Source organism: Acinetobacter sp. NIPH 2699 (assembly GCF_022549355.1).
In the GTDB taxonomy this organism is placed as follows: domain Bacteria; phylum Pseudomonadota; class Gammaproteobacteria; order Pseudomonadales; family Moraxellaceae; genus Acinetobacter.
The window spans coordinates 15976-28510 of the sequence record NZ_JAKZGL010000022.1 but is presented as its reverse complement, the minus strand read 5'-3'; the positions used below and the strand labels follow the sequence as shown (position 1 = coordinate 28510).

Below are 12535 nucleotides of genomic sequence, written 5' to 3'. Positions count from 1 at the left end.
CTTCGAGTAATTTCTACCATTCAATCAATGAAAATAATTTCGATCGATTAACCAGTAAAAATCCACACAAGTTGTTCTTCTTCAATTCTTAATGAATCTTTACCACCTCATCAGTGGCAAATCAACGCAATAAATACTCAAAAACTTAACCACTAAAGCTAAGCTTTATTTGCTTCATCGCGTCGGGATGTGTGCATTATAGGAGATTTTTTTTGGTGCGCAAGTCTTTTTAAGCATATGATTTATTGAGTGTTGCTTTTTTACACCAAAGCATGAGCAACAAACCATCAAAACCAACATAAATATATGATACTAAAGAAGAAATACAAATTAAATATTTCTTCCTTATTTTTTACTTTTTGTTCTTTATCTGAACACTGATGATTTTAACAGGTTGTTTTGGTACATTTTGATGCACGCCATGGTTTCCTGTAGGTACATTTACGATTTTATCAACAATCTCCATACCTTTAGTCACCTGACCAAATACAGCATAACCTGCATCCCGTTGGGAACGATTAAGAAAGCTATTATCAGCAACATTAATAAAGAATTGGCTAGTCGCAGAGTTAGGGTCATTGGTCCGTGCCATAGATAAAGTACCACGGGTATTCTTCAGACCATTGTTCGCTTCATTCGTAATTGGCGCTTTTGTTTTCTTCTCAACCATATTGGCATCTAGACCACCGCCCTGAACCATAAATCCAGGAATCACACGATGGAATATCGTACCCGTATAGAAGTTGCTTTTTACATAGCTTTCAAAATTCTTCGCTGACACAGGTGCTTTATCATCAAAAAGCTCTATTTCAACATTCCCCATGCTGGTTTTCATTTCAACCAGTGTATTTGCAAATAAATGACCACTTGCTAAAAGTAAACTTGTTGTAATGAACAACTTTTTCATCATTGCTTTTCTCGACTTGAAAATAGATTTTGTGTGAATGCTCATCTTAGTTTTGCAAATCCATTTTTACTATTTTTATTTGTTACGCCAAACAATACCTATGTTTCACGTGAAACATAGGTTCATCAATCTTAGCTATGTTTATCCCAAAACTTTCTAAAGTTTTTTGCAAACTCAATGGTATTGCGTTTCGCTTTACTTGAGATTGGGGTTAGGTTGATAAAACCATGCGTCTGATCAGCGTAATTGACATACTGAACTTTGACACCATTTTGTCGTAGTTTATGACTATAGATCTCGCCTTCATCATGAAGTAAGTCATGCCCAGCCGTAAGTACATATGCAGGCGCAAGCTTGCGAAGGTTGCCATAAGTAGGCGAAATAAGAGGATCATCTAAAGCGACATTATGCTGAGTCACATAATAATCCGTCACATAATCCACATCCTTACTGGTCAGCACTAAACCCCGCCCATACGCATAGAAAGATGGGTGTCTACTTTTAAAATCTACAGTTGGATAAATTAACAGTTGTGCTTGAGGTGCATATGCTTTCCCCACCGTATGCTGTGCTACAACCGTACTAATATTACCACCAGCACTGTCCCCAGCCACCGCAATACGATTTTTATAAATTTTGAGTTGGCGACGATTCTGATAAACCCAAGCCAAAGCATCCTCACATGATTTAATCAACAGTTGCGGTGATGCTTCTGGTGCAAGCGGATAATCAATACTTAAGACTTGTACTTTTGCATATTTCGCGATTAATCGACACACTTCATCATGGGTATCCAAACCACCAACAACAAAACCACCGCCATGATAAAACACAATCATCGGGAGTTTCTTGTTTGGCGCTGGATGAAAGTGACGCGCAAAAACGGTTCCACTTTGCAAAGGTAAACGAATATCTTCAACATAATCGATTGCAGTCGGTTTATTCAATATTGCCAACATCTGCGCGTCAAACTGGCGTCTAGACTCAATCGGATCATCACCAAGAAAACCTATATGCCCCTGTTTAATCTGGACGGCCATCAAGCATTTGGTAAATGCATCTAAATCTGGGTACTGATATGAATAGCCTAGAACCTTAGCGAGAGACTCTTGTACGATTTTAGGCAGCTTATCCAGCACTCGTGCAGCAGGACCTTGTCCATTATCTAAAATTGTTTGAATTCTTTGAGGTAATGCTGTCACGTTTTTCCCCTTTCCATGTTGTCCATCATTCTTGCTCTATCCGACTATATGCCCTTATAAAGTCATAGAGCAAGAATTTAAAAATAAAATCTAAGCTAAAGGGCTAATCTAGAAAAGTCATTAACCATTCTGCTTATCTATACCCTCTTTTTAGGTCAATCAGTATCATTGTTGTTTTGCACATCAATCTACAAGTCCACATGGCGTATTTTTACTGTCAGTTTGGCAAATCATGATCAGCATTTTGAATACGTTCTAAAACCAAAAAACTAGAATCATTTTATTGATTCTAGTTTTCATTCATCATGCATCTATTCACTTAAGAGCGTCATATATAGCAGTATATGTTTAGACCGAACTGTTGGCATCAACAGGACAATCTATTGCTCTATGCGTTAGATTTTTAGATTATTGTACTGATGCCTCAGCATCGACCGCTCCAGATACGTCAGCAGATGGGCTACCTGACTCAACACCAATTGAGGTATCCGCTTGTATACCCACATCACCTTGCACGCCTGTTGGGCTTGCACTTGTTTGAGTAGAACCAGAAGCTTCTAAGCCACCTTGAGAAGTACAACCTACGGCTGTGAATGCTACGCCTGTTACAACCATTGAAATCAATGCTAATTTTTTCATTGCTTACTTCCTTTCATTATGACAAAAAGCAAAGTCACCTTTGCGTTGCCTATGATTCACAATTTTTTTCACAGACGTGATGAGGATTAGTTGTAGTTTGTAGTGGAAGCTGCATTATTTTGCAATTTTTCTTAAATCAACTGTCTGCACAATTCACATATCTTTTCATTTAAACAGCGTCACTAAATGACTATTAATACAGAGTTTTTTTATTTCCATTATTTCTTTATACTGCAAATTACTGTTTATATTATATTTTTATAATTTATAGAAATACTGTACAACCATCTTAAAAGATTACAATTGCGTAGTTTTGATTGAAAATGAATTAAGAATTAATAAAAACCGTGGTTTTAACCACGGTTTTTACACGTTCTTGGCGGTGATTTTAAGGCCACTGCATTTCACCTTTTACCACTTTAGCGCCCAAATCCAAACTGTCTGATTCACCTAAAGCTGGATATTGTTTTTGCATGATTTGTATTAACTCAGCTGAATTCTGAGTCGCTTTTACCGCTTTTTCATATTGCTTTAAATAGTCAATCGAGAAATTCACCGCATCTAAACCTTCAGCAGCCCCCGCTTTCATATGTGCTGGTACCACAGTTTTAGGCTTCAACGCTTTAATACTTTCTAAGGCCTGAACCACCTCAGCACGATCTTTTGTAGTTGGTGTATCTGCCATCCATAAATGAATGCCAGATGATACAGGAATGCCACCTACGACGGCTTTAGCACTAGGCACCCACAAATAGGTCAGTTCTTTTTTACCTTTAATTTCGATGCTTTCATTTTCAAGCTTTAACGTTTTGGCGGTATACGCTTGTGGAACGATAATGTTGGTTGGTGCATTGGCACCCATTTTAGGTCCCCAATACGCCACTTTCAATGCTTGTGTATCTTGAATATGCTTCACTGTTTCAGGTGTCGCAATGATTTGTACCTGAGGAAAATATTGTTTAAAAACATCTAAACCAAAATAAAAATCTGGATCACCGTAGCTCACAAAAATCGTTTTTAAGCTTTTACCACGATCTAAAATATCAGCAGCAATACGTAGAGCTTCTGATTTAGAGAATTGAGCATTCACCAGTAAGACTTCTTTATCACCTTCGATTAAGGTTGAAGTCACACCAAAATGTTCAGGCTTCGCTAAAAAATTCTGGATTTTTAGTTCTTGCGCAAAACTGGTTGACGTTGCAAGCAATGCTGTCAGTGCGAATGCATATGATTTAAGGTTCATTTATAGGTCTCCTATCTGATAAAAGACACTTTACGTTGCAATTATTGCTAAATAAACACACTAAATTAAGATAAAATGTTGCATAACTTGCAACAATCAAAATAAATATGGATACCTTAAAAGCCATTCAGGTTTTTGTTTGTATTGCGCATCAGGGCAATCTAAGTAAAGCCGCAAAACATTTAGATTATTCTAAAGCCATGGTGTCTCGTTATTTGGAGCACCTCGAACACAGCTTTTCAACTCGATTGTTTCAACGCAACACGCGTAAGGTTTCACTGACACCTGCTGGTGAGAAAGCACTGGTGTATTGCGAAAATATTTTACAACAGCAACAACTCTTAGCCAGCTTAGCTGCACCAGAACAACATAGTGGTACGATTCGCTTCACCTGTGGTTTATTTTTATTTCAACTCGGTGTCAATGAATGTATTCGACAGTTTAAAAAGCACTACCCACACATCCATTTTGACGTTTATTTGACTGAAGATACGCTTGATCTTATGGATGCACAGGTTGATCTTGCGCTACGAATTACTCAAAAAGTCGCAGATGGACTGATTGCACGACCTGTATGCCAAATCGAATCTACTTTTTGTGCCCATCCACATTATTTACAAGATCACCCGCCCCTTTCACATCCGAGCCAATTGATTCAGCATGAATGTATTGCGCACTATACCCATAATCAATATTGGACATTGTTTGATCAAGATCAACAACCACAAAACTACCCCTTAAATGTGACTTTTAAAAGCAATGACGTGATTGCACTGTATCAAATGTGTCTCGCGGCGCAAGGGATTGCCATGTTGCCGACATTCCTCATCCGCCAAGATATTGTAACAGAGCGTTTGCAACAGGTGTTTACAGATTTTTCTGCACCCGACCTGACTTTGTCTTTAGTCTATGCATCTAGACAACATTTGCCAAAAATAACTCAAGAATTTATTGCTTTCGTGATCGAAAACTTAAGTTTTTACTTAGATCAGCAAAATTAAAAGATTTAAATCGACCTGAACGCTTGAATTTTGTCGGGTTGCCCATACTTCATCCATATCTATGAATGACCAATATGTGGCAGTTCGGGTTTGATCCTATGAGCACTCACGCCAAAAGGACTGTACATGTTTAAGAACTTTTTTAAACGGAGATCATCAATGGCTAATGAGCACAATGAGCAAGCTCAAGACATTCAAAATGAGCAACAACCTGAACAAACTCAAGCTGAAGGTGTAGAGCAAGCAACAAACGAGCTTAGCGTTGAAGATTTACAAGCACAAATCACCACGCTTGCGGAAGGTTTAAAACTAGAAAAAGCACGTGCGGCCAATGCAACCTATGAAGCAGAAAAAGTGAAAGAACGTTTAGAACGTGAAGCTGAAACTGCGAAAAAATTTGCTTTAGAAAAATTTGCCAAAGATTTACTTGATTCAGTCGACAACCTTGAACGTGCGATTCAAGCTGCGGGTGATGAACAGTCACCTTTACTTGAAGGTGTGCAACTGACCTTGAAATCATTGCTCACCACACTAGAAAAATTCGATGTGGTTGCAGTCGATACGTCAAATGGCTTCAATGCAGATCATCATCAAGCCGTCGGTATTGACCCAAATACCAAAGCAGGTGAAATCGGTACAGTATTACAGAAAGGTTATACCTTGTCTGGTCGCCTGTTGCGTCCAGCGATGGTCATGGTTGGTCAATAATGCACAAGAGCAACGTGTAAATTTGCTCAAAATACAAAGAATTTGAGAATTTTTTGATTTTTTTTCATAAAAATGCTTGAAAAAAACCGAATGACTCTCATATCGAATAACAAGCAAATCCCCTTTAGGAAGCAACGCTTTTCATCCTCTTTATCAAGGGAGGAAATAAGGGGATTCAAAAAATTTTAGAGGAACACACCAAATGGCGAAAATTATTGGTATTGACTTAGGTACTACCAACTCATGTGTTGCTGTACTTGAAGGCGATAAAGTAAAAGTAATCGATAATGCAGAAGGCGCACGTACAACTCCATCGATCATTGCCTACAAAGATGGCGAGATCTTGGTCGGTCAAAGTGCAAAACGTCAAGCTGTAACCAACCCAAAAAATACATTATTCGCAATCAAGCGTTTAATTGGTCGTCGCTACGAAGATCAAGCGGTACAAAAAGACATCGGTCTTGTACCTTACAAAATCATCAAAGCAGACAACGGTGATGCTTGGGTTGATGTAAACGATAAAAAACTTGCACCTCAACAAATTTCTGCTGAAATCTTGAAAAAGATGAAAAAAACCGCAGAAGACTATTTAGGTGAAACTGTAACAGAAGCAGTGATTACCGTTCCTGCTTATTTCAACGATGCACAACGCCAAGCAACGAAAGATGCAGGTAAAATCGCTGGTTTAGAAGTTAAACGTATCATCAACGAACCAACTGCTGCTGCACTTGCGTTTGGTATGGATAAAAAAGAAGGCGATCGTAAAATTGCGGTTTACGACTTAGGTGGCGGTACGTTTGACGTATCAATCATTGAAATCGCAGACTTAGATGGCGACCAACAAATCGAAGTATTGTCGACCAATGGTGACACATTCCTTGGTGGTGAAGACTTTGATAATGCATTGATCGAATTCTTGGTTGAAGAGTTCAAAAAAGAACAAAACTTTAACTTGAAGCAAGATCCTTTAGCATTACAACGTTTAAAAGAAGCAGCTGAAAAAGCGAAGATTGAATTATCTTCTTCTAATTCAACTGAAATTAACCTTCCGTATATTACTGCCGATGCAACAGGTCCTAAGCATTTAGTGATCAATGTAACACGTGCAAAATTAGAAGGTTTAGTGGCTGACTTAGTTGCTCGTACCATTGAGCCATGTCGTATTGCACTAAAAGATGCTGGACTTTCAACATCTGAAATTTCAGACGTGATCTTAGTTGGTGGTCAGTCTCGTATGCCACTTGTACAACAAAAAGTACAAGAATTCTTTGGTAAAGAACCACGTAAAGACGTGAACCCTGATGAAGCTGTAGCAATGGGTGCTGCGATTCAAGGCGCGGTATTGTCTGGTGACAAAACTGACGTGCTTTTATTAGATGTAACCCCATTAACCCTTGGTATCGAAACAATGGGTGGCGTGTTAACAGCAATTATTGAGAAAAACACCACGATTCCTGCGAAGAAATCACAAGTGTTCTCAACTGCCGCTGACAACCAACCTGCTGTAGACATTTCTGTGTTCCAAGGTGAACGTAAAATGGCACAGCAAAACAAATTGTTAGGTAACTTCCAACTTGGCGACATCCCACCTGCTCCACGTGGTGTACCGCAAATTGAAGTATCGTTCGATATCAACGCTGATGGTATCTTAAAAGTATCGGCTAAAGATAAGAGCACGGGTAAAGAACAATCGATTCAGATTAAAGCAAACTCAGGTTTGTCTGATGCTGAAATCGAAGCAATGATTAAAGATGCTGAAATCAATGCTGAAGAAGATCGTAAGTTTGAAGAGCTCGCGAAAGCTCGTAATGAAGCAGATGCTTTAATTACTAGCTCGAACAAAGCAGTAAAAGATCTTGGTGAACAAGTAACTGCTGATGAAAAAACTGCGATTGAAACTGCGGTTTCTGAGCTTGAAGCGTCAACAAAAGAGAATGATGTTGAAGATATCAAAGCAAAAACTGAAGCGTTACAAAACATCTTGATGCCAATCACACAGCGTGCTTATGAACAAGCGCAAGGTGCTGCTGGCGGCGCAGAAGGTTTTGATCCAAATGCATTCCAAGGTGGCGATGCAAGTCAACAACAAAAAGCGGACGATGGCGTTGTAGATGCTGAGTTCACTGAAGTAAAAGATGACAAAAAATAATTTGTCTCTTTAAAAAGACCGCGCGATAGCGCGGTTTTTTTTCGGCTAATATTCTTGCCTTTGATCAAAATACAACTCACCTAAAATCGGCATGAATAAAGGAATCACCCCACAAGCTGTTATTTCATCCAGAAATTCAGGGATATTCACGTCAGGTAATAACTGCGGTGGCGCATCAATCGGTGTCACCATGCTATCCCAATGGCATGGAATAATGTATTTTGGCTTGAGTAATTGCACCACATCTCTGACGTAATTCGGTCGGTATTTACGTCCAATCGCACACAAACAGATAATATCTGCCTGTCTCCCCTGCAATTCTTGTTCAATAAAGTCAGCTGAATCAATATGCACCACCCTCAACTGCCCTGTATCAATCCACCAGTTAAAAACTTGTCCATGCTTTAGCTGATGAAATTTCGGTGGATAAGGAGGTGGCGTGGTCATATCTCCTGGTAATGGCACACGTCCAAAAAGTGCTTTGCCATGAATCGAAGGCAAACCGACAACTTGCCACTTGCCACAATCAATCACTTCTCGTCCTTTTGTCTCTAGCATCTGTTGTCCAGCGAGTCCTGCCGAATGCCCATACATCAGTGCCGCTTTAGATCCGATTAATCGCGCTCCCGTCTGTTTACACACTTCAGGCGCATCCAAAATATGATCATAATGTGCATGTCCTATCAGCACATCATCTGCATGTGGAATATATTGTTTAACCAGTTCTGGATCACTTAACAATGGTTGTATAAGGGTCTGCCATAAACTTGGACGGCTAATAAATGGGTCCAAAACCAAAGTACGATTTTGATCTGATAGGATGAATCCTGCGGTTCCTAAATATTTAATTTTTAAATTTTCATCTTTGGCTTCGGCTGGAGAGCAAGCCATCCATGTCGGATCAGGTGTTTTGAGTAAATATTTCAGCATATAGATTCCCTTACATTTTATTTTACTTATCAGCTTTTGCTTAGAACACCCTAAATATGGCAGTTGTACTCACGTATAACAAGTGCAATGTCAGCGTTCAAGCAGGTGGTCTCACATATAATCAACCGAAGAAACAGAAGATGTATCATTCAAAATGTTAAATGATGATATAAATAAAAGCTGATCTTGTGATGACCCAGCCTATACCCACCTTTTTCAAAAAAGCTTAAATGATACGAATTGTTTTTATATTTCTTACACTCTTTATCTTATGGTCTGGCTATCAAAGCTACCAGCACCCTCAGCTCAAATTTAACTCACTTTTAGATCGGATCACCCACCCTTTCGATACACGTCTTCGCTATCATATTGCTGAAGTTGATCCTCGATTTAAACTCAGTGTCGAGCAAGTGCAAGAGATTAGCCAACAAGCCACGAATATTTGGAGCGATGCGACAGGAAAAGAATATTTTGTATATGATCCAGATGCTCAACTGGGCATCCATTTAATTTATGATCAGCGTCAAATCGAAAGTGAACTACGTCGAGAACATTTGACGCTGTTGGAAGCAAACCAACAACAATGGCGAGATAAGAAGAAACAGCTTGATCAAATCGAACAAGAAATGATTCAGAACAAACAATCGCTGAACTTAAAACGACAACAGCTTGATCAACAAATTCAACAGTATAATCAAGAACAACAAGCTGCTCGACACAAACCGTCATCAACTACACATCAGCAATACTTTCAACAACGGCAACAGGTTTTACAAAACAGTGTTGAATTATTAAAACAAGAAATAGCTCAATACAACCAAAAAATTAATAATTTAAATCAAAAAGTTGATGAGCTTAACGCACTTGATCAACAATTAAATACTTCTGTAGATCAGTATAAACAACGTTTTCAGCCACATTTATTTCATAAAGGCTTATTTAATGGAAAACAGATTTTAATTTATGAACTTGAATCAGAAAATGATTTGAGATTAACGCTGGCACATGAGTTTGGACATGCCTTGGGACTAAAACATAGTGATGACCCACATGCGCTCATGCATCCAATTATGAAAGATCAAGACGCTGCTCATTTCCGTTTAACACAAGCTGACCTAAATTTATTGTTGGCACGCTAATCTCAACAAAGTTGTCTGATCAAGATGAAAAATCATCAAAATTTCCATTAACTTTATGCACTGTGGTTTTAACCGACGGATACGATGCATGCTGAAAATATCAATCGACCTTTCATGTCACAAATAAACAATTTTGCGCCCAAAAGGAAAAAGCTTTTCAGTTAGCGATAATTTTTACAAAAGTTAACAATTGGAGGGGTTTTTAGCTCGTTCTAACTGATTTTTTATTTTCATAGTTTTAATCCTTTGATATTTTTAGACTTATGATAAAAAAATAATCATATTTCTGATTTATTTATTGTGTCTATCATTCGATTCATTTCCTTCTTTATTAGAAAAATATCACATTTTTTAGTTTTATTTATTAAGTAGATAGCACTTTGACCTATTCAAAAAATTGCTCAAGAATAAATTTTATTTTTGGGGATTTCACATGCGTGATCAAGGTTTCATGATCGTCATCGCGACGTGCTTATACATAAGCATGCCCCATGCAAGCTATGCGCAAAATAACTCACATAATGCAAGTTCTCATATACATGAATCTGTTCAAACACCACTGCACTATCGCATTGCTGACGTCGATCCAAGATTCAATTTAAGCACCCAACAAGTACTTGAACTGACCCAACAAGCTGCAAATATTTGGACACAAGAAACTGGAAAACAACATTTTATTTATGATCCGCAAGCCAAATTTAGCATTCACTTGGTTTATGACGAACGTCAACAACAAAGTACTCATCGTATTCAAAATTTAGATCAAATTAAACAACGACAACAACAATGGGAAAATCAAAATCAACAATTACAACAGTTTAAAAATGAAATAGAAAAAACTACGACTTTGCTTGCCAATAAACAAACTCAACTCACCGTCCAATTCCAACAATATAATGCGGATGTACAGCGCTTCAACCAACAGCGTTCATCATCAAAATCCTTATCCGATCAGTTTTTACAGCGTCAGAAAGCATTACAGCAACAATCCAATACACTACAACAAGAAGTGAATCGACATAATCAAAAAACACAACAACTTAATCAAGAAATTAAAAAATTAAATGAGAATAATCATCACCTTGTTTTAGCCGTGCATCAATTCAATCAAGTGTTCAAACCACGTCTTTTTCATAAGGGGAATTTTAATGGCAAACAAATCGTTATTTACGAGTTCACTTCAGCAGATGATCTTCGTTTAACACTCGCACATGAATTTGGTCATGCTTTAGGATTAGCACATACCGATGACCCGACATCTGTAATGTATCCGACCATCCAAAAACACAATCTACAAAGATTTTCACTCACAGATTCTGATCAGAACTTGGTAAAAGCAATCTACTAAGCAAAAAAATCCACCGTCACCGCAGTATCTAATCACAACCCAATTCGAACGATTATTAATCAATTAGATTTTTATTTTTACTTGAATTCGGTTTTATTTTATTCGGTGCGCAAACCCATTTTTTTCTGCATAACGCCAGCAAACTTTAAAAAATTTTATCCATCAAAGATAAAAATAAACAATTGTTCTAGCACTAATTTCAGTTTATTTAATGACCAAAAATAACAATATACCTTTGATTTCCACATTTATATTTCTACATATGTATTTTTATTCACTTTCCAGAAATACTCCTCAATACAATCAATCTCAACCGTCGTTATCAATTTGACTAATGATCAAAGCTGATTAAAATGCAGCCTTTTTCAAGCTTCATCTCCTGTTATGCGTTTATTTTCTCTCCTCTTAGCTGCATGCTTTTTTATGCTGGCCCAGGCATCGGCTTTTGCTCAAATCTCCTCAAACTCCCACAGCCCAGTCCGTTATAGTACAGAGCACCCTTTACGCTACCGTATTGCCAATTTGGATCCCCGCTTACAGATCAATCAGCAACAAATGATTGAGTTAAGCAAGCAGGCAGCGGCTATTTGGGAAAAGGATACAGGACAAAATTATTTTGTTTATGATCCTGAAGCCGAATTTGCCATTCATTTGGTCTTTGATCAGCGTCAAATCCGCAGTATGAAACGCTCTGAACGTTTGAATCAGTTAGAACAAGAACAACTAACTTGGTTAAACCAGAATCAACACTTACAACAGCTCAAAGAAAGTGTAGCGCGATCAGCAACCCAACTCGAATTACAGAAAATTGAATATCAAACATTTGCTCAGAATCAGCAACAACAACGAAGCTCAGTTAAAACCTTATTTATGCAAAAACAACAAAAAGATTTTGAACAACAGACAATACAGTTACACACGCGTATTGCTGAACATCTGCAACTGATTCAACAACTTGAGCTACAAACAGAAAAGTCTAAACAACTGTATCAACAATTAGCAGCATCAACTGCTGAATTTAATCAAACCTTTAAACCACAGATTTTGCACAAAGGCCAATTTGATGGGGAAAAAATTTTTATCTATGAGTTTTCGTCAATCGATGACCTACGCTTAACGCTTGCACATGAGTTCGGGCATGCCTTAGGACTAAAACATACTCAAGATCCAAAATCTTTGATGTATCCACGCATCAAAGCACAAAATGCCAAAGACTTTAAACTCACCCATACTGATATGGAGCTATTAGGTTTTTCTCGTTAAGACTTG

The 12535-nt window shown here is 38.0% G+C and carries 11 protein-coding genes; 6 read left to right on the top strand and 5 right to left on the bottom strand.

All coding sequences use genetic code 11. From position 1 onward, the window contains the following. Nucleotides 1–352: 352 nt before the first annotated feature. From MMP72_RS15375 to MMP72_RS15360, 4 genes are all read right to left on the bottom strand, one after another. Nucleotides 353–910 (bottom strand): peptidylprolyl isomerase, encoded by a 558-nt coding sequence (locus tag MMP72_RS15375; RefSeq protein ID WP_241406146.1) that lies wholly within the window; start codon nucleotides 908–910, stop codon nucleotides 353–355. A 128-nt stretch (nucleotides 911–1038) separates the two neighbouring features. After that, the gene (locus MMP72_RS15370) at nucleotides 1039–2109 is read right to left on the bottom strand and encodes an alpha/beta hydrolase (protein ID WP_241406145.1); all 1071 of its coding nucleotides are present in this window, start codon (nucleotides 2107–2109) and stop codon (nucleotides 1039–1041) included. A gap of 408 nt (nucleotides 2110–2517) precedes the next feature. Continuing rightward, nucleotides 2518–2748 (bottom strand): hypothetical protein, encoded by a 231-nt coding sequence (locus tag MMP72_RS15365; protein ID WP_241406144.1) that lies wholly within the window; start codon nucleotides 2746–2748, stop codon nucleotides 2518–2520. Nucleotides 2749–3136: 388 nt separating this feature from the next. Beyond that, complete coding sequence (locus MMP72_RS15360) at nucleotides 3137–3991, bottom strand: MBL fold metallo-hydrolase (protein WP_241406143.1); 855 nt, start codon at nucleotides 3989–3991, stop codon at nucleotides 3137–3139. 107 nt (nucleotides 3992–4098) lie between these two features. On the opposite strand from MMP72_RS15360, the gene MMP72_RS15355 reads away from it, so the two are divergent. The 3 genes from MMP72_RS15355 to dnaK all read left to right on the top strand — a co-directional run bounded on the left by MMP72_RS15355 (nucleotide 4099) and on the right by dnaK (nucleotide 7849). Continuing rightward, nucleotides 4099–4992, top strand: a complete 894-nt coding sequence (locus MMP72_RS15355) for a LysR family transcriptional regulator (protein ID WP_241406142.1) — start codon at nucleotides 4099–4101, stop codon at nucleotides 4990–4992. A 159-nt stretch (nucleotides 4993–5151) separates the two neighbouring features. Beyond that, nucleotides 5152–5700: a nucleotide exchange factor GrpE gene (gene grpE / locus MMP72_RS15350; RefSeq protein ID WP_241406141.1), complete on the top strand. Its 549-nt coding sequence runs from the start codon at nucleotides 5152–5154 to the stop codon at nucleotides 5698–5700. 202 nt (nucleotides 5701–5902) lie between these two features. Beyond that, a complete protein-coding gene (gene dnaK, locus MMP72_RS15345) occupies nucleotides 5903–7849 on the top strand; it encodes a molecular chaperone DnaK (protein ID WP_241406140.1) in 1947 nt (648 codons plus the stop codon). 45 nt (nucleotides 7850–7894) lie between these two features. On the opposite strand, the gene MMP72_RS15340 is transcribed toward dnaK, so the two are convergent. Next, nucleotides 7895–8779 carry an MBL fold metallo-hydrolase gene (locus tag MMP72_RS15340; RefSeq protein ID WP_241406139.1) on the bottom strand — a complete coding sequence of 295 codons (885 nt, stop codon included), beginning with the start codon at nucleotides 8777–8779 and terminating at the stop codon, nucleotides 7895–7897. Between the two features lie 230 nt (nucleotides 8780–9009). On the opposite strand from MMP72_RS15340, the gene MMP72_RS15335 reads away from it, so the two are divergent. The 3 genes from MMP72_RS15335 (at nucleotide 9010) to MMP72_RS15325 (ending at nucleotide 12529) form a co-directional block, all read left to right on the top strand. Beyond that, the gene (locus MMP72_RS15335) at nucleotides 9010–9918 is read left to right on the top strand and encodes a matrixin family metalloprotease (protein WP_241406138.1); all 909 of its coding nucleotides are present in this window, start codon (nucleotides 9010–9012) and stop codon (nucleotides 9916–9918) included. Between the two features lie 433 nt (nucleotides 9919–10351). Continuing rightward, nucleotides 10352–11266, top strand: coding sequence for a matrixin family metalloprotease (locus MMP72_RS15330; RefSeq protein ID WP_241406137.1), 915 nt, complete (start codon nucleotides 10352–10354; stop codon nucleotides 11264–11266). 384 nt (nucleotides 11267–11650) lie between these two features. After that, on the top strand, nucleotides 11651–12529 hold the full coding sequence (locus tag MMP72_RS15325) for a matrixin family metalloprotease (protein ID WP_241406136.1): 879 nt from the start codon (nucleotides 11651–11653) through the stop codon (nucleotides 12527–12529). The last annotated feature ends 6 nt before the right edge of the window (nucleotides 12530–12535 follow it).

Bases quoted from the DNA above. Each gene is read 5' to 3' on its own strand.
- grpE (WP_241406141.1), top strand. From the start codon at position 5,152: ATGGCTAATGAGCACAATGAGCAAGCTCAAGACATTCAAAATGAGCAA.
- MMP72_RS15340 (WP_241406139.1), bottom strand. From the start codon at position 8,779: ATGCTGAAATATTTACTCAAAACACCTGATCCGACATGGATGGCTTGC.
- MMP72_RS15330 (WP_241406137.1), top strand. From the start codon at position 10,352: ATGCGTGATCAAGGTTTCATGATCGTCATCGCGACGTGCTTATACATA.
- MMP72_RS15375 (WP_241406146.1), bottom strand. From the start codon at position 910: ATGATGAAAAAGTTGTTCATTACAACAAGTTTACTTTTAGCAAGTGGT.
- MMP72_RS15325 (WP_241406136.1), top strand. From the start codon at position 11,651: ATGCGTTTATTTTCTCTCCTCTTAGCTGCATGCTTTTTTATGCTGGCC.
- MMP72_RS15335 (WP_241406138.1), top strand. From the start codon at position 9,010: ATGATACGAATTGTTTTTATATTTCTTACACTCTTTATCTTATGGTCT.
- MMP72_RS15355 (WP_241406142.1), top strand. From the start codon at position 4,099: ATGGATACCTTAAAAGCCATTCAGGTTTTTGTTTGTATTGCGCATCAG.
- MMP72_RS15360 (WP_241406143.1), bottom strand. From the start codon at position 3,991: ATGAACCTTAAATCATATGCATTCGCACTGACAGCATTGCTTGCAACG.
- dnaK (WP_241406140.1), top strand. From the start codon at position 5,903: ATGGCGAAAATTATTGGTATTGACTTAGGTACTACCAACTCATGTGTT.
- MMP72_RS15365 (WP_241406144.1), bottom strand. From the start codon at position 2,748: ATGAAAAAATTAGCATTGATTTCAATGGTTGTAACAGGCGTAGCATTC.